Genomic DNA, 20,121 nt, shown 5'->3' with positions numbered 1-20,121 from the left:
GAGCGGGGCTCGCCCCGCCGCGGATCTGCATGGCTGTTGAGCACCAATTGACAATTCCTCCGGGGCGCTCACTGCCCCGTCATATTGCCATCATCATGGATGGCAACAACCGTTGGGCCAAAGAACGGCGTTTGCCCGGTCTTGCAGGGCACAAGGCCGGTGTGAACAGTGTGCGTGCCGTGATCGAGTGCTGTGCGGAGCAGGGTGTGGAAGCGTTAACCCTGTTTGCCTTCAGCAGCGAGAACTGGAAGCGGCCAGCAGTTGAGGTCAGTGGCCTGATGCAGTTGTTCATGCTGGCGCTCAAGAATGAAGTGCGCAAGCTGGCGCGTCACAATATCCGTTTACAGGTGATTGGTGACCTGTCTCGCTTCAGTCCCGAACTGCAGGAGCTGATTCGCAAGGCAGAGGCCGAAACGGCCGCCAATACCGGTCTGGCACTTAATATAGCCGCCAATTATGGTGGTCGCTGGGACATAGTCACGGCAACCCAGCGGCTTGCGCAGCACTGTGTTGAGGGTGAACTGAAGCCTGAACAGATTGACGAGGAGCTGTTCGCTCGTCAGCTTTCACTGGCGAGCCTGCCGTCACCTGATCTGTGCATCCGTACCGGTGGCGAACAGCGCGTCAGCAATTTTTTAATCTGGCAGTTGGCCTATACCGAGCTCTATTTTACCGATTGCTTCTGGCCTGACTTCGACAAGCAGGCGATGCTGGCGGCGCTACAGTCCTATCTCACCCGTGAGCGTCGTTTTGGTCGAACCAGTGAACAGGTGGAGGCCGACAGCCAGTGTTGAAACAGCGTGTTCTGACTGCACTGGTGCTGGCTCCACTGGCATTGGCAGCTGTCTTTCTGTTACCCCAGGCGGCCTTTGAAGTCGTGCTGGCGGTGGTTTTCCTCTACGGCAGTTGGGAGTGGGGTAATCTCTGCCGACTGGCCCTGTCTGCCCGGCTTGTTTATCTGGCTGTGCATGCAGCGGCGCTTTCGGTTGTGGCCTTTGTTCCGGGCAGTCAGTCGCTGGCCATCGTGCTGGCGCTGCTGTTCTGGTCGGTAGCGCTGCTGTTGGTGAAGGGGTATCCGGCAACGGCAGGCTACAGTCGAGTTCCTCTCAGGCTGTTGATGGGTCTGCTGGTTCTGGTGCCGGCCTGGTATGCCGTTACTGCCCTGCGGGCGGGAGAAAACGGTCTGGCGCTGCTGTTGCTGCTGTTGTTGCTGGTGTGGGGGGCTGATATTGGGGCCTATGCCGCCGGCAAAACCTGGGGGCGGCGCAAACTGCTGCCGGCGGTCAGTCCCGGCAAAACACTTGAAGGGGCTGCCGGTGGCCTTGTCGCCTGCATGCTGGTCGGGCTCGGGTTTGCCGTTTGGCTGGAACTAAGCCTGCTTGCATCGGTCACTCTGGTGTTGCTGTCACTGTTAACCGGTATGGTTTCGGTGCTGGGTGATCTGCTGGAAAGCATGCTTAAGCGTGAGCGAGGGATCAAGGACAGTGGCCAGTTGCTGCCGGGGCATGGCGGTGTACTGGATCGTATTGACAGTCTGACAGCTGCGGCCCCCGTGTTTTTTGCGGGGCTTCATTTTGTGACAGGGGCCTGAACAACATCATGAGTTTGCTGCAGACGATTCTGGCTACCCTTGTGACACTCGGGCTGCTGGTCACCATACATGAATGGGGACACTTCTGGGTGGCGCGCCGCTGTGGCGTCAAGGTGCTCCGGTTTTCGGTCGGTTTTGGCAAGCCGCTCTGGATGCGCGTGGGGCGCGACGGTACCGAGTATACCGTTGCAGCCATACCGCTGGGGGGCTATGTACGGATGCTGGACGAGCGCGAAGGTGATGTGCCTGAAGCACTGCGTGCCCAGGCGTTCAATAACAAGCCAGTGCTGCAGCGTATCGCCATTGTCGCGGCAGGTCCTCTGGTCAATTTGTTGTTTGCTGTACTCGCCTACTGGTTTCTTTTCATTTACGGAGTCTCATCGGTTGTCCCGATGGTGGGTGACGTACGCCCGGATTCGCCAGCCGCTCTTGCAAGTGTGGAACCCGGTTATGAAGTGCTTGAAGTCGATGGCAATCCCGTCCGCTCCTGGGGTGAAGTAAATCTCAGGCTGGCGGCGCGGGTGGGTGAAACCGGCCGAGTCGAGCTAATGCTGGGCGAGCCTGCGCGTGGCTACGCTCGCAGTTACTCAGTGCCGATTGATCGCTGGTATGTTGATCTTGAGCGCGAATCCCCGGTTGCGGCACTTGGGTTGATGCCGTGGCAGCCTGAGATACCGGCCGTGATCGGCCTGCTGACAGAAGATGGCAGCGCCGGTGTTGCCGGCATTCAGGTCGGTGACCGGGTGCTTGAAGTTGATGGTGAGCCGGTAGCGGACTGGATCGAACTTGTGCGCAAGGTACAGGCGGCCCCCGAGCAACCTCTGCAGCTGATGCTTGAACGTGACGGGCGCATCGTCATGCTGGAGGTGGTGCCCGAGTCTCGGACGCTGGCAGATGGTCGGGTACAGGGCTATATCGGTGCCGGTGTTTCTCCGGTTGAGTATCCTGAGTCAATGCAGCGCACTCTGCGTTACGGTCCGATCGACGCGTTGGTGGCGGGTGTTGATAAAACGGGCCAGATGATTGGTCTGACCCTGGATGCCATCGGCAAGATGATTGCCGGGGTGATCTCGGTAAAAAACTTGAGTGGTCCGATAACCATTGCTAAAGTGGCGGGGACTTCGGCTGCGTCCGGTCTGGAGTCGTTTGTCAGTTTTCTGGCCTATCTGAGTATCAGCCTCGGTGTGCTTAATCTGTTGCCGATTCCGATGCTTGATGGTGGACACCTGCTCTATTATGCGATCGAGCTGATCCGAGGACGGCCGGTCAGTGAGCGGGTTCAGATGCTGGGTCTGAGAATCGGCATGATGTTGCTGTTCAGCTTGATGGCGCTCGCGATACTCAATGATCTGGCACGGCTGTTCTGATCTGCGCCAGTTTTCCTATCAGTCGATAACCTAACGTAAGAAGTAGTGCATGAAACGCAAACTGGGTCTGTTTTTCGTATCGATGCTATGGATGGTGCAGGCGCAGGCGGCTGCATTCCCCTTCGAAGTGAACGATATCCGTCTGGAAGGGCTGCAACGGGTAGAGCCCGGCGTCGTATTCCGTAATTTTCCTGTTACAGCGGGTGACGAACTGACCCGCAGTCAATTGTCCGATGCGGTCAGGACGCTGTTTCGCTCCGGCTACTTTGCTGATGTGCAGGTCGAGCGCGATGGTGGAGTGTTGGTACTCAAGGTTCAGGAGCGCCCATCGGTTGCCTTAATTAATATTGAAGGCAACAAGGTGATTAAAAAAGAGGACCTGCTCAATGGTCTGAAGCAGTCCGGTCTGCAGGAGGGCGATGTGTTCCGTCGTGCCGCACTGGACCAGATCAGCCAGGATCTGCTGCGGGTATACACCTCCCAGGGGCGCTATGGTGCCGATATTCAAACCGAGGTCGAACCCCTTTCTGGCAACCGGGTGCAACTGAACATCAACATCCGTGAAGGTCAGGTTGCCTCGATTCAGCACATCAACATCGTGGGTAATACGGTGTTCAGTGATGAAGAACTGACCGACCTGTTCTCGCTCAAACTGCCCAACTTCTGGTCCTTCTACAAGAAGGATGACCGCTATGCCCGTGAAAAGCTGACCGGTGACCTTGAGCGTTTGCGTTCCTGGTATCTGGATCGTGGCTATATCAACTTCGAGATCGATTCGGCCCAGGTCTCCATTACGCCGGACAAGAAGGACGTCTACATCAGTGTCGCCATTACCGAAGGTGAACAGTATTCGGTGCGTGATGTGAGTGTGGCCGGTGAGATGGTGGTGCCGCAAGACGTGATGCTGGCCGAGATGAGTGTTGAAGCGGGTGAGATTTTCTCGCGCAAGGATATGACCCAAAGCCAGGAGCGTCTGGTGCGCCTGCTGGGCGATGAGGGTTACATGTTTGCCAATGTAAGCCCGGTGCCCGAGCTGCACGAAGACAATACGGTCTCCATCCGCTACTTCGTTGAACCCGGCAAGCGCACTTATGTACGCCGCATCGCCATCAAGGGCAATACCCGCACGGCGGATGAAGTGATTCGACGCGAACTGGAACAGATGGAAGCGGGTATCGCCTCTACCAAGGACATCGAGCGCTCCCGTACCCGTCTGGACAAGACCGGTTACTTCAAGACCGTCAATGTTGAAACGCGCCCTGTACCTGGTACCGATGATCAGGTTGATATCGAGTACAGCGTCGAAGAGCAGCAGTCGGGCCAGTTCACGGCCAGTATCGGCTTCTCTCAGAACGACGGCATCATTCTTGATCTAGGCGTGCAGCAGGACAACTTCCTCGGCAGCGGCAAAAAGATCGGCTTCAATATCTCCAACAGCTCCACCCGTACCGAATACAGCTTCAATTATCTCGATCCCTACTACACGCTGGATGGGGTGAGTCGTGGCTTTAACGTTTATTACCGTGAGCGTGATTACGAAGAGGACGATATCAGCTCCTATACGGCTGATGAAGCGGGCGGTGGTGTGACCTTTGGCTACCCGATCGATGACTTCCAGCGGTTGAGCTTCAGTGGTGATATTGAGTTTATTCAGCTCAATACATACGCTCAAACTGCAACTGAAGTTAAGGATTTTATTACTGACGAAGGCGACTCCTTCTTCAACTGGAAGTTGACCGCCGGCTGGAGTGATAACCGACTTAACCGAGGCTTCTTCCCAAGCCGAGGCTACGCACAGGGTGCCAGTGTGGAAGTGGCCATTCCGGGCAGTGATCTGACCTATTTCCGAGCCAACTACAACAACCGCTTTTACAAGCCGCTGAACGAGGACGAGACCTGGATCTTTGCGCTGCGCGGACGTGCAGGCTATGGCGACAGCTGGGGCGACAACCAGTATCCGTTCTTCAAGAACTTCTATGCCGGTGGTCTCAAAAGCGTGCGTGGCTATTCCAACAACTCGCTGGGCCCACAGGATTCCAATGATGACCCCTTTGGCGGCAACCTGATGCTGGCCGGCAGTGCCGAATTCATCTTCCCGATGCCCTTCCTGGAAGACAAGAGTGCCTGGCGCAGCCTGGTGTTCATGGATGCAGGTAACGTCTACTCCACTGACAGCGGTGCCGATGTTGACCTGGGTGATCTGCGTTACTCGGTCGGTGTGGGCGTCAGCTGGCTGACACCGATTGGCCCGCTGTCCGTGTCGCTGGGCATGCCGCTGAATGACAAGGAAAACGACGATACCGAAGTGTTCCAGTTCGCACTCGGTCAGACCTTCTAAGGAGATACCATGAAGTTTGCTGTACAACTGTTTACTGCTGTTTTACTGGCGTTCAGCAGCCATGCCATGGCTGAAAAAGTGGCGGTTTTGGGTGTGGAAGAAGCCCTGCTCAATTCCAATGCGGCGAAAAGCTTCCGCGAGGAGCTGAAAAAGGAATTCGCTGATGATGAAAAGCAGCTCGTGGCACTGGAAAAACAGGCACGCGAACTGAGAGAAAAGCTGCAGAAAAATGCAGGTCTTGCCTCTGAAGATGATATCAAGCAGATGCGGATGCAGTTTCAGAAGGCATTTACCGAGTATCAGCGTCGTGGACAGGAACTGCAGCAGAAACGTGGTGAGCGTGAGCAGGCATTCATTGCCGAGATGCGACCTCGTCTGGATAAGGCGATACGTGAGCTGATCGAGGGCGAGCAGTTTGATGTGGTGATCTCCAAACAGGCAACTGTTTTCAGTGCCAACCGTGTTGATCTCACGCCAAGAGTCATCGAACTGCTGAACAAGTAAGACACATCTATGGCATCCACTGTCCGCTATACCCTGGGGGATCTTGCGCAGCGCTTGGGCGCAACCCTGCAGGGAGGGGATTCCGAGGCGGGCATTGTAACTCTGGCAACCCTGAGTTCGGCTGGCGCAGGTGAGCTGTCTTTTTTTGCCAATCCCCGCTACCTGCGTCAGTTGCAGCAAACTTCCGCTGAGGCTGTTCTGGTGCGGCCCGAACAGGCCGGCGACTGCCCTGTGGCAGCGCTGGTCGTTGATGACCCCTATCTTGCCTTTGCCAAAGCCAGTCAGTTGTTTGACTGGCGTTCCCCTGTGTGTCCTGGCATTCACGGCACTGCCGTTATTGCCGATTCTGCCCAACTGGCTGCCGATGTCGAAATCGGTCCCTATGTGGTGATCGGCGAGAATGTGGAAATTGCCTCCGGTGTCAGCGTGGGTGCCGGTACGGTGATCGGACGAGATTGTCGGATCGGCCTAGCCTGTCGGCTTGAAGCGCATGTCACGCTTTATCCCAACGTGATACTGGGTGAGCAGGTTCTGGTTCACAGTGGTAGCGTGCTGGGCAGCGATGGTTTCGGTTTTGCGCGCAACCAACAGGGCTGGGAGAAAATTTGCCAGTTGGGTGGTGTGGTAATCGGTGACAGGGTTGAAATCGGCGCGGGTGTCACGATTGATCGAGGTGCGCTGGACGATACCCGGATCGAAGCGGGCGTGAAGCTCGATAATCAGATTCAGATAGCCCACAACGTGATTGTTGGCCGAGATAGCGCCATTGCAGGCTGTACCGCCGTAGCCGGAAGCACTAAAATTGGCGAGCGCTGTACCATTGCCGGAATGGCCGGTATCACTGGTCATCTTGAAATTGCTGATGATACCCATGTGACTGCCATGTCGCTGGTCAGCAAGTCCATTACCCGGCCGGGGGCCTATTCCTCTGGTACAGGGCTTGAACCGCATCAGCAATGGAAGCGCAATGTGGTCCGTTTCCGTCAGCTGGATGATCTGGCACGACGCGTGCGCAGAATCGAACAGGCTGTCGAACATATTACTACTGAAGGTCAAAACAATGATGGACGTTAAAGAGATCCGGAAATACCTGCCCCACCGCTACCCGTTTCTGCTGGTGGACCGGGTCTTGGCTCTTGAGCCAGGTGAGTCAATTACCGCTATCAAGAATGTAACCGTGAACGAGCCTTTCTTTAACGGCCATTTTCCTGATCATCCGGTTATGCCGGGTGTGCTGATTGTGGAAGCCATGGCTCAGGCCGCCGGTATTCTCGGCTTCAAAACCATGAACAAGGGGCCGGAAGACGGTTCGATCTATTACTTTGTTGGCGCTGACAACCTGCGCTTCAAGCGCCCGGTGGTGCCGGGAGACCAGTTGCAGCTGGAAGCAAAAGTGGTTTCCGAGCGTCGCGGTATCTGGAAATTCGATGTGCGCGCCAGCGTCGATGGCGAAACCGTCAGCAGCGCCACCATTCTTTGTGCAGACAGGAAGGTGTGACATTGATTCACCCGCAAGCCATTGTCGACCCGTCGGCCCGTCTGGCCGATGATGTTGAAGTGGGGCCCTGGACCCTGATCGGCCCGGACGTGGAGATCGGGAGGGGCACCCGCATCGAGTCGCATGTCGTGATCAAGGGGCCAACCCGTATTGGTGAAGGCAACCGGATCTTCCAGTTCGCGACTGTGGGTGAAGAGTGTCAGGACAAGAAGTACCGGGGTGAGCCGACTCGATTGGAGATCGGTGACCACAATGTGATCCGTGAAGGGGTCACCCTGCATCGCGGTACGGTTCAGGATGCCGGCATCACTCGTATTGGCAGCCACAATCTGTTAATGGCCTATGCCCATGTAGCCCACGATTGCATCGTGGGTGATCACGTCATTCTGGCCAACAATGCGGCACTGGCCGGGCATGTGCATGTGGGTGATCATGCCATTCTGGGTGGTTTCACGGCGGTGCATCAGTTCTGTCATGTTGGTCCGCATGTCATGTGCGGCGCCGGCACGGTGGTACTCAAGGATATTCCGGCCTATGTGATGGCCAGCGGCAACAGTGCGCGTCCCCACGGGATTAACCTCGAAGGGCTGCGCCGGCGTGGTTTCTCGTCCGAGGCACTGGCCATACTGCGGCGCGCCTACAAGGCGATCTATCGCCAGGGGCTGACCGTTGATCAGGCGCTACAGGCGCTTGAGGAGATGGCATCTGAAGAACCTTCCGTTCGTGCTCTGATCGAATCGCTGCAGACGTCCAGTCGCGGCATTATCCGCTGAGGTTATCGATGCGCCCCTTGCGGATCGGCATCGTTGCAGGTGAGGCATCCGGGGATATTCTGGGTGCAGCCTTGATCTCGGCCCTGCATGAGCGTAATCCCGAAATCCAGTTTGAAGGTATCCCCGGCGAGTTGATGCAACAGCAGGGCTGTGCCGAACTGTTTCCGCTGGAGCGGCTGTCTGTCATGGGGCTGATCGAGGTGCTGGGCCGCTTGCCGGAGCTGCTGCGTGCCCGCCAGCGTCTGATTCATCACTTCATCGACAACCCGCCCGATCTGTTCATCGGTATTGATGCGCCCGATTTCACCTTCGGCATGGAAAAGGCACTGAAGCAGGCGGGCATTCCCACGGTGCATTATGTCAGCCCTTCTGTCTGGGCCTGGAAGCGCAAGCGCATCTTCAAGATCAAGCAAAGCACCGACCTGCTGCTGACGCTGTTCCCGTTTGAGGCAGAGGTGTATCAGCCGACCGGCCAGAATCTGCGTTTTGTCGGCCATCCGCTGGCGGATCAGATACCGGCCGAGCTGGATCTGGAAAGCGCCCGTCAGCACTATGGGCGCGACCGTGCCGATCAGGGGCCGCTGGTGGCCATTTTGCCCGGCAGTCGCGGCTCCGAGTTGAAGTATCTGGCCGAGCCCTTCCTCGAGACAGCGCGCTGGCTGGCTCAGCAACGCCCAGAACTGGAATTTATTATTCCGGCCGCCAATCGGCGCCGCTATGAACAGTTGGCGCAGCAGGTGCGGCAGTATCCGGAACTTAACCTCACACTGGTGTTGCAGGGCTCCCGTGAGGTAATGGCGCTGGCGGATGCGATTCTGATCGCCTCTGGGACAGCAACACTTGAAGCCTGTCTGCTGCAAAAGCCAATGGTGGTGGCGTACAAAATGGCCGGCCTGACCTATTCAATCTATTCGCGCATGATCAAAAGCCGTTGGATTTCGCTGCCCAATGTACTGGCGCAGGAGGAGATGGTGCCTGAGGTGCTGCAGGATCAGGTTCGGGCCGAGGTGCTTGGGCCTCTGGTATTGAGAGCGCTGGAAGATCAGCCGTACCGTAACCGGGTAGAGCGGGTTTTTACCGCCATCGGCGATGAGTTGCGCTGTAATGCCAGTGAACGTGCTGCCGACGCCGTGCTGGAGTTGCTGGAGTCACGCCATGGAAAATGCTGAATTGATATTCCGCCCTGCCGGTTTGATCGCAGGCGTGGATGAGGTCGGTCGGGGCCCGCTGGTGGGTGATGTGGTGGCGGCGGCAGTGATTCTGGACCCGAGTCGTCCCATTGAAGGGCTGGCCGACTCCAAGAAACTGAGTGAAAAGCGACGCGAGCAGCTGTACGCATTGATCCGTGAGCGCGCACTGGCCTGGTGTGTTGCCAAAGCCAGTCCGACTGAAATTGATGAGCTTAATATTCTGCATGCCACCATGCTGGCCATGCAGAGGGCGGTGGCAGGGCTCAAGATTGCACCGGACTATGCCCTGATCGACGGCAATCGTTGCCCGGTTCTGGCCTGTCCCGCTGAGCCGGTCGTGAAAGGCGATGCCCGAGTGGCTGAAATCAGTGCAGCCTCGATTCTAGCGAAGGTTGAACGCGACCGTCAGATGCAGCAACTGCATCTGCAATTCCCTGAATACGGCTTTGCACGACACAAGGGTTACCCGACGCCCGAACACCTTGAAGCGCTGTCCCGACTGGGAGCGCTGCCTGAACATCGACGCAGTTTTCGCCCGGTACGAGAACAACTGAACCGAGAGCCTCATGTCTGATCCACGCTTTGTCCATCTTCGGGTACATACCGAATATTCACTGTTCGACGGTCTGGTCAGAATCAAGCCGCTGGTGGCTACGGCGGCGGCACAGAAAATGCCGGCCGTTGCGGTCACTGATCAGACCAACCTGTTTGCCTTGATCAAATTCTACAAGGCGGCACTGGGCGCTGGCGTCAAGCCGATCTGCGGTGTTGACCTATGGGTACAAAACCCGATCGAGCCCGAGGGGGAGCCGTTTCGGCTGACCTTGCTGGTACGTACGGGCAAGGGTTATCGCAACTTGATGGAGCTGGTATCCCGCGCCTATGCCGAAGGGCAGAACATCGATCCCGAGCGCGCACTGGTCAAGGTGGAGTGGATACGGGAAAAGGCTGAAGGTCTGATTGCCCTGTCCGGTGCGCGTCAGGGCGAGGTGGGGCGGGCGCTGCTATCCGAAAGCGGCAATGCCGAAGCGGTCCTCGACAGCTGGCGTCAGGTCTTCCCGGACAGCTTCTACCTTGAAATTCAGCGCACCGGTCGCTCCGGCGATGAGGCGCTGGTGCATGCCAGTGTTGAGCTGGCCGCCAGAACGGGCTGCCCGCTGGTGGCAACCAATGAGGTGATGTTTCTCAAACAGGATGACTTTGAAGCCCATGAGGCACGGGTGTGCATCAACCTGGGCCGCACTCTGGACGATCCGCAACGACCGCGCAACTACTCCGATCAGCAATATTTCCGTTCGGCCGATGAGATGGCCGAACTGTTCAGTGATATCCCCAGTGCGCTGGAAAACACGGTCGAGATCGCCAGACGTTGTAACATCGAGCTGGAACTGGGTACCTACTATCTGCCGCGCTACCCCGTTCCGGAAGGGATGTTGATGGATGACTACTTCCGTCAGGTGTCATGGGAAGGGCTGGAAGAGCGGCTTGAGTTTCTGCTCGACAAGGATGCAGATGACTATCAGGCACGGCGCAAGCCCTACGAAGAGCGGCTTGAGTTCGAACTCGACATCATCATCCAGATGGGTTTCCCCGGCTACTTCCTTATCGTGATGGACTTCATCAAGTGGGCCAAGGAAAACGGCATTCCGGTGGGTCCGGGGCGTGGCTCCGGTGCCGGTTCACTGGTGGCCTACGTACAGAAGATCACCGATCTTGACCCGCTGGAATACGACCTGCTGTTCGAACGCTTCCTGAACCCGGAACGTGTGTCCATGCCCGACTTCGATATCGACTTCTGCATGGATAACCGTGACAAGGTGATCGACTACGTGGCCCGTACTTACGGTCGTGACGCGGTATCGCAGATCATCACCTATGGCACCATGGCCGCCAAGGCGGTGGTGCGTGACGTCGCACGTGTACAGGGCAAACCCTTCGGTCTGGCTGATCGCCTGTCCAAGCTGATCCCGTTTGAAGTGGGCATGACCCTGAACAAGGCCTGGGAGCAGGAGGAAACCCTGCGCGACTTCGTTAACGGCAGCGATGAAGCGCAGGAAATCATGGAGATGGCCTACAAGCTGGAAGGTGTCACCCGCAACGTGGGCAAGCACGCCGGCGGTGTGGTCATTGCGCCCACCAAGCTGACCGATTTCTCCGCCACCTACTGTGACGAATACGGTCAGGGTTTGGTGACCCAGTTTGACAAGAACGATGTGGAAGAAGCAGGCCTGGTGAAGTTCGACTTCCTGGGGTTGCGTACGCTGACCATCATCGACTGGGCGCTGGACACCATCAATCGCAAACGCAGGAAAACCGGCGAGGCGGCGCTGGAGATCGAGACCATCGATCTGGAAGATCCTGAAACGTTCAAGCTGCTGCAGAGTGCCCAGACCACCGCGGTGTTCCAGCTGGAATCCAGCGGCATGAAGGATCTGATTCGCCGCCTGCTACCGAACCGGTTTGAAGATATCATCGCGCTGGTGGCCCTGTTCCGTCCGGGGCCGCTGCAGTCAGGCATGGTGGATGACTTCATCAACCGCAAGCATGGCCGCGCTCCACTGGCCTGGCCGCACCCGGATTACCAGCTTGACAGCCTGCAGCCGGTTCTGGAGCCCACCTACGGCATCATTCTGTATCAGGAGCAGGTGATGCAGATCGCGCAGGTGATGGCGGGTTATACTCTCGGCGGCGCCGACATGCTGCGCCGGGCCATGGGCAAGAAAAAACCCGAAGAGATGGCCAAGCAGCGCAGCATCTTCCTTGAGGGCTGCGCCAATCAGGGGATCGACAAGGATCTGGCAGGCAATATCTTTGATCTGGTGGAAAAATTCGCCGGTTATGGCTTCAACAAGTCACACTCGGCGGCCTATGCGCTGGTGTCCTACCAGACTGCCTGGCTGAAACAGCACTACCCGGCAGCCTTCATGGCCGCCGTACTGTCATCGGACATGCAGAACACCGATAAGGTGGTGATCTTCATTGAAGAGTGCCGTCAGATGAAGCTGACGGTGCGGTTGCCGGACGTCAATGACAGCGAGTACATGTTCACCGTTAACGACGCCGATGAAGTGGTATATGGCCTCGGCGCGGTGAAGGGGGTGGGCGAAGGACCGGTCGATGCCATTGTGCGAGCGCGACAGGAGGGCGGTGCCTTCAGTGACCTGTTCGATTTCTGTGAGCGGGTAGGGGCGGGCAAACTCAACAAGCGGGTACTGGAGGCGCTGGTGCGCTGCGGCGCATTGGACGGCGTAGGCCCTTCGCGTGCCGTGCTGTGGGATGCGATCCCGGCCGCATTGAAGGCGGCTGATCAAAGTGCCCGCAATGAAGATGCCGGCATGATGGATCTGTTTGGCGCGGTGGAAGCGGAAGCGCCCTCGGATCCCTATGCCGAGTTTCACAAGGCCCGTGACTGGACCGACAAGGAGCGCCTGCAGGGCGAAAAGGATACGCTGGGGCTCTATGTTACCGGTCACCCGATCGATGAGTATGAAACGGAGCTGAAACATCTGGTCAGTCGCAAGCTGGTGGAGATTCAGCCAGATCGTGGCCGCAGCCAGAAGATGGCCGGTCTTGTCGTCGACATGCGGCTGAAAAAGACTAAAAAGGGCGATAACCTCTGTTTTCTGACACTGGATGACCGCAGTGCGAGGCTTGAGGTCACCCTGTTTGGTGATACCTATGAAGAAGCCCGCAACGTGATCAACAAGGACGCGATTCTGGTGGTTGAAGGCGAAGTGGTACAGGATGACTACAATGGTGGCCTCAAGGTACGCTGTAATCGAGTGCAAAGCATGGCTCAGGTACGTGCGGCACATGCGCGCTGTGTCGAAGTGCAGTGCGAGAGCCGTCAGCTTGGCCAGCGTCAGTTGCGGCAGCTGGCCGAGACACTGACCAAGGGGCGCAGCCCTCTGATCAGTCTGTCCGTGGCGCTGCGTTACCGGCGTGAAGACGCAGAGGCACGGGTCTGGCTGGGCAGTGAGTGGTCCGTCTCGCCGACTGATGAGCTGCTGTTGCAGTTGAAGGAACAGTTCGGTAACAAGGCCGTGCGCCTGTGTTATGACTGATGGGGTGGTGATCCACCCGCGCAACCGTTAAAATCGTCCAATTATTCAGTGCCCCCGGGCCCCATGTTACAGAACAGAAGCAGACGCGCATGAACCCCAATTATCTGGATTTCGAACAGCCGATCGCAGAACTTGAAGCCAAGATCAGTGAATTGCGTCACGTCAATGAAGGTACTGACGGTCTGAATCTGGGTGATGAGCTGGAAAAACTGCAGGACAAGAGCCGCAGTCTGACCGAATCGATCTTCAAGGATCTCTCGGCCTGGCAGATCTCCCAGCTGGCGCGCCACCCGCAGCGTCCCTATACGCTGGACTACGTCAAGCATGTCTTCGAAGACTTTGACGAAATCCATGGCGATCGTCACTTTGCCGATGATCAGGCGATTGTCGGTGGCCTGGCCCGCCTTGATGGTCGCCCGGTCATGGTGATCGGTCACCAGAAAGGTCGTGAAGTGAAGGAAAAGGTACGCCGCAACTTCGGTATGCCGCGTCCCGAAGGTTACCGCAAGGCTCTGCGTATGATGGAGATGGCGGAGCGCTTCAAGCTGCCGGTGCTGACCTTCATCGACACCCCCGGCGCCTATCCGGGGATCGATGCCGAAGAGCGCGGCCAGTCCGAAGCGATCGCCTTCAATCTGGCCAAAATGTCACAGCTGAACACTCCGATCATCTCCACCGTTATCGGTGAGGGTGGCTCCGGTGGCGCACTGGCGATCGGTGTCTGTGACGAGCTGTTGATGCTGCAGTACGGCACCTATTCCGTGATTTCACCGGAAGGCTGTGCCTCCATCCTGTGGAAAAGTGCCGAGCGTGCTTCTGATGCCGCCAAGGCGATGGGTATCACCTCCGGGCGCCTGCACGAGCTGGGTCTGGTGGATCAGGTCATCAGCGAGCCACTGGGCGGTGCGCATCGCAACCCCAAACTGATGGCGGCCAACCTGAAGAAGCACCTGCTGGAGACGCTTGATCGTCTGGCCGAGTTGCCCTCCGATGAGCTGCTGGAGCGCCGTTATCAGCGCCTGATGTCTTACGGTGTGTTCGAGGACTGATACCTCGCAGGCAGTTGTATTGCCTGAGCTTCTCGACACGCTGCAACAGCAGCTTGCAGCCCTGCCTGAAACCCGTCGCTGGGTGGTTGCACTCAGCGGCGGGCTGGACTCCTCTCTGTTACTGTTCCTGCTGCAGCGACTTGCGCCCTCGCAGCCTGTTGTAGCCCTGCATATCGATCATCAGCTGCAGGCCGACTCGGTGCTGTGGGCCGAACACTGCCGTCAGCAGTGCGAACGGCTGAGTATCCCATTCAATTTGATGCGCGTTTCACCCGGTTCAGCCTCGGAGGCATCGGCACGCAAAGCGCGCTACAGTGCTTTTGTATCCTTTCTGCAGCGCGGTGACTGCCTGTTGCTGGCACAGCATGGGGATGATCAGGCCGAAACCCTGTTGTTGCGGCTGTTACGTGGTTCTGGGGTGGCGGGCCTTGCGGCCATGCCGCTATCACGACCACTGGGGCAGGGCATGCTGCTGCGGCCCTTGCTGCAGCAGCCCCGTGACCGGCTTGAACGGGCCGCCCTTGAAGCCGGGCTTGAGCCTGTTGAAGACCCCAGTAACGCCAGCCCGCGCTATGACCGCAATTTCCTGCGGTTGACGGTGTTGCCAGCTCTCAAGCAACGCTGGCCGGGCCTCTTGTCCCGCTGGAGTGAAACCGCTGCGTTGATGAGTGAAGCCAGTGAGTTGCTCACTGAGCGTGCGCAGGAGGATATGACCCAGTGTGAAAAGCGGGGCGGAATCAGCCTCGCGCACCTGAAAGTACTGAGTCTGGCGCGTCAGCGTAACCTGCTGCATGTCTGGGTCAGTGAGCAGAGCGGGCATCGGCTGGGACGGGCTCAGCTGCTGCAGCTTGAGAAGGATCTTCTGCATGCACGATCGGATGCCCAGCCGGTTTTTCGCCTGCCCGATCATCAGTTGAGGCGCCATCAGGGTGTACTTTATCTGTTGCCCGATCCCCTGCCGCTTATCGAAGAGGGCGAACGGAATCTGGTCGTGGGTGAGTCGATCCAATTGCCACTGGGGTGCTTGCAGTGGCAACCGGCCAGGCGAGGCCTGCAGGTCGGTCAGCCCCTGACGCTGCAGTTTCGGCAAGGTGGTGAGCGCCTGCGTCCGGCTGGGCGAGGCGGTTCGGTCAGTCTGAAACAGCTGCTGCAGGAAGCGGGATTGCCACCCTGGCTGCGGTCCTGTCAGCCGTTGCTGGTGAGCGAAGGCGAGATTATTGCGGTTCCGGGCATCACTCTGTGTGAAGCGGCAAGCAGCGAGGGTGGTCTCTTGCCGATCTGGAGTGGTTTTGGTTTGTCCTGAGGCGCGCCTTTTGCTATCCTGCAGTCCCATCTTGAGTACGTTTTCTCCCCTCAATATCTTGATCTGACAGGTTCCGCATGACGCGTTATATTTTCGTCACAGGCGGTGTTGTGTCCTCATTGGGCAAAGGCATCGCATCAGCTTCTCTGGCGGCTATTCTCGAGGCTCGTGGCCTCAAAGTTACAATGCTCAAGCTGGACCCGTATATCAACGTGGACCCGGGCACCATGAGCCCTTTCCAGCATGGTGAAGTATTTGTAACCGAAGATGGCGCCGAGACCGACCTTGACCTTGGTCATTATGAGCGCTTCATTCGCACCACCATGAGCAAGCGCAACAACTTCACCACTGGCCGTGTGTATCAGCATGTGCTGCGCAAGGAGCGTCGTGGCGATTACCTGGGCGGAACCGTACAGGTGATTCCGCACATCACCGACGAGATCAAGCGCCGGGTGATCGAGGGGGCCGGCGACGCTGATGTGGCACTGGTCGAGATCGGTGGCACCGTGGGTGATATCGAATCCCTGCCGTTCCTGGAGGCGGTACGTCAGCTCAAGGCTGAAGTGGGCGCCTCCCGCGCGCTGTTCATGCACCTCACACTGGTGCCGTACATCGCCACGGCTGGCGAGACCAAGACCAAGCCGACCCAGCACTCCGTGAAAGAGCTGCGTTCCATCGGTATTCAGCCGGATATTCTGGTCTGCCGCTCCGAGAAGCCGCTGGACGAGTCCTCCCGTCGCAAGGTGGCCATGTTCACCAACGTGGAAGAGCGTGCGGTCATCTCCCTGCCGGATGCCAACACCATCTACAACATTCCGGCCATGCTGTGGGAACAGCATCTGGACGAGATTGTGACCGAGCGTTTCCGCATCAACTGCAAGGCCGCGGATCTAACTGAATGGAACCGGGTAGCGGATGCGTTCCTGCGCCCGGATGGCGAAGTGACCATTGCCATGGTTGGCAAGTACATGGAGCTGCTGGACGCCTACAAGTCACTGATCGAAGCGATCTCGCATGCCGGCATCGCCTTGCGTCAAAAAGTGCGGATCGAGTATATCGATTCCGAACGGGTTGAGCGTGAGGGCAGTGCGATTCTGGAAGGTTTCAGTGCCATTCTGGTACCGGGCGGCTTTGGTGAGCGTGGCGTTGAAGGCAAGATTGAAGCCGTGCGTTTCGCGCGCGAGAACAAGGTGCCCTATCTGGGCATCTGCCTTGGCATGCAGGTGGCCGTGATCGAATACGCCCGCCATGTGGCCGGGCTGGACGGTGCCAACTCAACCGAATTTGATCGTCAGTCACCGCACCCGGTGATTGCGCTGATCACCGAATGGACCGACCACACCGGTGAAATCGAAGTGCGTGGCGAGAACTCCGACCTGGGCGGCACCATGCGCCTTGGAGCACAGACCTGTCACCTGGCGGCAGGCTCCAGCGTGGCCGAGGCTTACGGCAACACCGAGATCCGTGAGCGTCATCGTCACCGTTATGAGGTGAACAACAACTACGTGCCGCTGCTGGAAGAGGCCGGGTTGAAAATCACCGGGCGTTCAGTGGATGGTGAGCTGGTCGAAGTGGTTGAAGCACCGGACCACCCCTGGTTTGTGGCCTGCCAGTTCCACCCGGAGTTCACCTCGACCCCGCGTGACGGACATGGCCTGTTTACAGGATTTATCAAAGCTGCGCTGGCCCGTCAGGCGCAGCAGTAATCTTTCAAGCGTTAACTGGAGACACAAGCACAATGGCTCAGATTGCGAATATCAAGGCACGCGAAGTACTGGATTCCCGTGGTAACCCGACCGTAGAGGCCGATGTCATCCTGACCTCCGGCGTAATGGGAACAGCCTGTGCACCTTCAGGTGCTTCCACCGGCTCGCGCGAAGCACTGGAACTGCGTGACGGCGATAAATCCCGCTATCTGGGCAAGGGTGTACAGAAGGCGGTGGCTGCGGTCAACGGTGCTATCCGTGAGGCCCTGGTTGGCATGGATGTGACCGACCAGCGTGCGCTGGATGACAAAATGCTGGCGCTGGACGGTACTGAAAACAAGGCCAATCTGGGTGCCAATGCCATTCTGGCCGTGTCTCTTGCAGCCGCCAAGGCAGCCGCCACCGAGAAGGGCATTCCGCTGTACGCTCACATTGCCGAGATCAACGGCACCGCCGGTCAGTTCTCCATGCCGGTCCCGATGATGAATATCCTCAACGGCGGTGAGCATGCCGACAACAACGTCGATATTCAGGAGTTCATGGTTCAGCCGGTAAACTTTGACAATTTCCCGGATGCACTGCGTTGCGGCACTGAGATTTTCCATGCACTCAAGGCCGTTCTCAAGGCCCGTGGCCTGAATACGGCGGTGGGTGACGAAGGCGGTTTTGCACCCAATCTGGGCTCCAACGAAGAAGCACTGGTGGTGATCAAGGAAGCGATCGATAATGCCGGCTATGAGCTGGGCAAGGACGTAACCCTGGCCCTGGACTGTGCATCCTCTGAGTTTTACAAGGACGGCAAGTACGACCTGGCCGGTGAAGGCAAGGTGTTCGATGCTGAAGGCTTCGGTGACTACCTGGCGCAGTTGTGCGAAACCTATCCGATCGTGTCCATCGAAGACGGCATGGATGAGTCCGACTGGGATGGCTGGGCCAGCCTGACGCGCAAGATCGGTGACAAGGTGCAGCTGGTGGGTGACGACCTGTTCGTGACCAACACCAAGATCCTCAAGCGCGGTATCGATAACGCCATTGCCAACTCCATCCTGATCAAATTCAACCAGATCGGCTCCCTGTCCGAAACTCTGGATGCGATCAAGATGGCCAAGGACGCCGGTTACACCGCGGTAATTTCACATCGCTCCGGCGAAACCGAAGACACCACCATTGCCGATCTGGCCGTGGGTACCGCTGCCGGCCAGATCAAGACCGGTTCCCTGTGTCGTTCCGACCGCGTAGCCAAGTACAACCGTCTGCTGCGCATCGCTGAAGAGCTGGGCGATAAGGCGGCTTATAACGGACTGAAAGAGATCAAGGGCCAGGCCTGATTGGCTGGCGTGTGATCCGAGGGGGCTGCGGCCCCCTTTTTTGACCCCGGGGAAGAACAGTGTATCGCTGGCTGCTGTTGATATTACTGCTGTTACTGGCAGGGCTTCAGTACCGACTCTGGTTCGGCGAGGCCAACCTGCGCCAGGTCTGGCAGTTGGAAGAACAGATTCTGCAGCAGCAGATGGAAAACCAGCAGCTGGCCGAACGCAACCAACGCCTTGAGGCTGAAGTACAGGACCTCAAGCGCGGCTTCAGCGCCTTGGAAGAGCGTGCTCGGAGTGAAATGGGCATGGTGCGCAAGGGCGAAACTTTCTTTCAATTGATAGAACCCGAGCCGGAGCAACCAAGGCCGTGATGTTTGATTCCGCCTGCGAATGGCTGTTGGGCGAGCCACCTTCCACTGCAACGATCCGCAGTTGCCCCGAAGATTTTCAAGTGTTTGAGCAGTTGCCTTTTGAGCCCGACGGCGAAGGAGAGCACCTGTTTCTCCATATCCGCAAACGGGGCGAGAATACCGATTGGGTAGCGCGTCAACTGGCCAACTTCTGTCAGATCAGCCCGCGTGATGTAGGCTATGCCGGCAAAAAGGATCGCCATGCCGTTACCGAGCAATGGTTCAGTGTACGCCTGCCCATCGGCCGTACCCTGAACTGGTCCCTGTTTGGCGGCGACAGTATCGAAGTACTGCACAGCTGTCGTCACAGTCGCAAGCTGCGACTGGGTGCCCTGTCGGGCAATCGATTCGTTATTCGGTTGCGTGACCTGACCGAGCCCGAGGCATTTCTCGAACGGGTTGAACAGATCCGTCAGGGGGTACCCAACTTCTTTGGTGAGCAGCGCTTTGGCAATGCCGGTGGCAATCTCGACAAGGGGCTGGCGCTTCTGGAAGGCAGGCTGCGTGAGCGACAGCGCCACAAAAAGGGCCTGTATATATCGGCCCTGCGTTCCTGGCTGTTCAATCAGGTGATCAATGCCCGCCTGCGACAGGGGATTTGGGATCGTATTCTGCCCGGTGACGTGCTGATGCTTGATGGCAGTCAAAGCTGCTTTATGGCGGATGACAGCGCTGAACTTCTGGCCCGGCTGCAGCAGGGGGACATTCACCTGACTGGACCCATGTGGGGGCGTGGACAGTTGATGACCCAGGATGAGGCGGCTGCTTTTGAGCAGGCAGTGCTGTCATCGGCGCAGTCGATCTGCCAGGGACTGGAGTCGCTGGGCCTGAATCAAGAGCGGCGTGCACTGCGCCTGATACCAAAGGCGCTTGCGGCACGGGAGGCGTCTGAAGGACAATGGGTCCTCGAATTTGAGCTGCCTTCCGGTGCCTTTGCCACCAGTGTGCTGCGGGAGCTCTGCCAGTGGCAGAATGCGGCGGCCTCAGCGGAAGTGAACTGAGATACCTACAGATA

At 57.9% G+C, this 20,121-nt stretch carries 17 protein-coding genes; all 17 read left to right on the top strand.

Going from position 1 to position 20,121, the window contains the following annotated elements:
* The first annotated feature begins 29 nt into the window (after positions 1-29).
* The 17 genes from uppS to truD all read left to right on the top strand — a co-directional run bounded on the left by uppS (position 30) and on the right by truD (position 20,107).
* Positions 30-794, top strand: coding sequence for a polyprenyl diphosphate synthase (uppS, locus tag ABIE60_RS16010; protein ID WP_354470499.1), 765 nt, complete (start codon positions 30-32; stop codon positions 792-794).
* Positions 788-1,591, top strand: coding sequence for a phosphatidate cytidylyltransferase (locus ABIE60_RS16005; RefSeq protein ID WP_354470498.1), 804 nt, complete (start codon positions 788-790; stop codon positions 1,589-1,591). The genes uppS and ABIE60_RS16005 overlap by 7 nt, the downstream gene beginning before the upstream one ends.
* An 8-nt stretch (positions 1,592-1,599) precedes the next feature.
* The gene (gene rseP / locus ABIE60_RS16000) at positions 1,600-2,958 is read left to right on the top strand and encodes a sigma E protease regulator RseP (RefSeq protein ID WP_354470497.1); all 1,359 of its coding nucleotides are present in this window, start codon (positions 1,600-1,602) and stop codon (positions 2,956-2,958) included.
* Positions 2,959-3,007: 49 nt separating this feature from the next.
* Entirely contained in the window at positions 3,008-5,296 is a 2,289-nt protein-coding gene (bamA, locus tag ABIE60_RS15995; protein ID WP_354470496.1) for an outer membrane protein assembly factor BamA, read from the top strand.
* Positions 5,297-5,305: 9 nt separating this feature from the next.
* Positions 5,306-5,800: an OmpH/Skp family outer membrane protein gene (locus ABIE60_RS15990; RefSeq protein ID WP_354470495.1), complete on the top strand. Its 495-nt coding sequence runs from the start codon at positions 5,306-5,308 to the stop codon at positions 5,798-5,800.
* Between the two features lie 9 nt (positions 5,801-5,809).
* Positions 5,810-6,874, top strand: coding sequence for a UDP-3-O-(3-hydroxymyristoyl)glucosamine N-acyltransferase (gene lpxD / locus ABIE60_RS15985; RefSeq protein WP_354470494.1), 1,065 nt, complete (start codon positions 5,810-5,812; stop codon positions 6,872-6,874).
* Positions 6,861-7,298 carry a 3-hydroxyacyl-ACP dehydratase FabZ gene (gene fabZ / locus ABIE60_RS15980; RefSeq protein ID WP_091826885.1) on the top strand — a complete coding sequence of 146 codons (438 nt, stop codon included), beginning with the start codon at positions 6,861-6,863 and terminating at the stop codon, positions 7,296-7,298. Before lpxD ends, fabZ begins: the two co-directional genes overlap by 14 nt.
* A gap of 2 nt (positions 7,299-7,300) precedes the next feature.
* Positions 7,301-8,071 carry an acyl-ACP--UDP-N-acetylglucosamine O-acyltransferase gene (lpxA, locus tag ABIE60_RS15975; RefSeq protein ID WP_354470493.1) on the top strand — a complete coding sequence of 257 codons (771 nt, stop codon included), beginning with the start codon at positions 7,301-7,303 and terminating at the stop codon, positions 8,069-8,071.
* Between the two features lie 8 nt (positions 8,072-8,079).
* Positions 8,080-9,240, top strand: coding sequence for a lipid-A-disaccharide synthase (gene lpxB, locus ABIE60_RS15970; RefSeq protein ID WP_354470492.1), 1,161 nt, complete (start codon positions 8,080-8,082; stop codon positions 9,238-9,240).
* The gene (gene rnhB, locus ABIE60_RS15965; RefSeq protein ID WP_354470491.1) at positions 9,227-9,835 is read left to right on the top strand and encodes a ribonuclease HII; all 609 of its coding nucleotides are present in this window, start codon (positions 9,227-9,229) and stop codon (positions 9,833-9,835) included. Before lpxB ends, rnhB begins: the two co-directional genes overlap by 14 nt.
* On the top strand, positions 9,828-13,325 hold the full coding sequence (dnaE, locus tag ABIE60_RS15960) for a DNA polymerase III subunit alpha (RefSeq protein WP_354470490.1): 3,498 nt from the start codon (positions 9,828-9,830) through the stop codon (positions 13,323-13,325). Before rnhB ends, dnaE begins: the two co-directional genes overlap by 8 nt.
* Positions 13,326-13,414: 89 nt before the next feature.
* Positions 13,415-14,374, top strand: a complete 960-nt coding sequence (gene accA / locus ABIE60_RS15955) for an acetyl-CoA carboxylase carboxyl transferase subunit alpha (protein ID WP_354470489.1) — start codon at positions 13,415-13,417, stop codon at positions 14,372-14,374.
* A 19-nt stretch (positions 14,375-14,393) separates the two neighbouring features.
* Positions 14,394-15,677, top strand: a complete 1,284-nt coding sequence (tilS, locus tag ABIE60_RS15950) for a tRNA lysidine(34) synthetase TilS (protein ID WP_354470488.1) — start codon at positions 14,394-14,396, stop codon at positions 15,675-15,677.
* Between the two features lie 77 nt (positions 15,678-15,754).
* Positions 15,755-17,383: a CTP synthase gene (gene pyrG / locus ABIE60_RS15945; protein WP_354470487.1), complete on the top strand. Its 1,629-nt coding sequence runs from the start codon at positions 15,755-15,757 to the stop codon at positions 17,381-17,383.
* 32 nt (positions 17,384-17,415) lie between these two features.
* Positions 17,416-18,711 carry a phosphopyruvate hydratase gene (eno, locus tag ABIE60_RS15940; protein ID WP_354470486.1) on the top strand — a complete coding sequence of 432 codons (1,296 nt, stop codon included), beginning with the start codon at positions 17,416-17,418 and terminating at the stop codon, positions 18,709-18,711.
* 59 nt (positions 18,712-18,770) lie between these two features.
* Entirely contained in the window at positions 18,771-19,067 is a 297-nt protein-coding gene (gene ftsB / locus ABIE60_RS15935; protein WP_354470485.1) for a cell division protein FtsB, read from the top strand.
* Positions 19,067-20,107, top strand: coding sequence for a tRNA pseudouridine(13) synthase TruD (gene truD / locus ABIE60_RS15930; protein ID WP_354470521.1), 1,041 nt, complete (start codon positions 19,067-19,069; stop codon positions 20,105-20,107). Before ftsB ends, truD begins: the two co-directional genes overlap by 1 nt.
* The last annotated feature ends 14 nt before the right edge of the window (positions 20,108-20,121 follow it).

Origin of the sequence: Marinobacterium sp. MBR-109 (genome assembly GCF_040547565.1) — a bacterium.
In the GTDB taxonomy this organism is placed as follows: domain Bacteria; phylum Pseudomonadota; class Gammaproteobacteria; order Pseudomonadales; family Balneatricaceae; genus Marinobacterium.
Note: the sequence above shows the minus strand (reverse complement) of the source record. Positions and strands in the feature narration are given on the sequence as shown.

What these genes read in the sequence shown, in the direction of transcription:
- dnaE (WP_354470490.1), top strand. Translation starts at nt 9,828, where the DNA reads ATGTCTGATCCACGCTTTGTCCATCTTCGGGTACATACCGAATATTCA.
- uppS (WP_354470499.1), top strand. Translation starts at nt 30, where the DNA reads ATGGCTGTTGAGCACCAATTGACAATTCCTCCGGGGCGCTCACTGCCC.
- lpxD (WP_354470494.1), top strand. Translation starts at nt 5,810, where the DNA reads ATGGCATCCACTGTCCGCTATACCCTGGGGGATCTTGCGCAGCGCTTG.
- eno (WP_354470486.1), top strand. Translation starts at nt 17,416, where the DNA reads ATGGCTCAGATTGCGAATATCAAGGCACGCGAAGTACTGGATTCCCGT.
- lpxB (WP_354470492.1), top strand. Translation starts at nt 8,080, where the DNA reads ATGCGCCCCTTGCGGATCGGCATCGTTGCAGGTGAGGCATCCGGGGAT.
- fabZ (WP_091826885.1), top strand. Translation starts at nt 6,861, where the DNA reads ATGATGGACGTTAAAGAGATCCGGAAATACCTGCCCCACCGCTACCCG.
- rseP (WP_354470497.1), top strand. Translation starts at nt 1,600, where the DNA reads ATGAGTTTGCTGCAGACGATTCTGGCTACCCTTGTGACACTCGGGCTG.
- pyrG (WP_354470487.1), top strand. Translation starts at nt 15,755, where the DNA reads ATGACGCGTTATATTTTCGTCACAGGCGGTGTTGTGTCCTCATTGGGC.
- truD (WP_354470521.1), top strand. Translation starts at nt 19,067, where the DNA reads ATGTTTGATTCCGCCTGCGAATGGCTGTTGGGCGAGCCACCTTCCACT.
- accA (WP_354470489.1), top strand. Translation starts at nt 13,415, where the DNA reads ATGAACCCCAATTATCTGGATTTCGAACAGCCGATCGCAGAACTTGAA.
- rnhB (WP_354470491.1), top strand. Translation starts at nt 9,227, where the DNA reads ATGGAAAATGCTGAATTGATATTCCGCCCTGCCGGTTTGATCGCAGGC.
- bamA (WP_354470496.1), top strand. Translation starts at nt 3,008, where the DNA reads ATGAAACGCAAACTGGGTCTGTTTTTCGTATCGATGCTATGGATGGTG.
- ABIE60_RS15990 (WP_354470495.1), top strand. Translation starts at nt 5,306, where the DNA reads ATGAAGTTTGCTGTACAACTGTTTACTGCTGTTTTACTGGCGTTCAGC.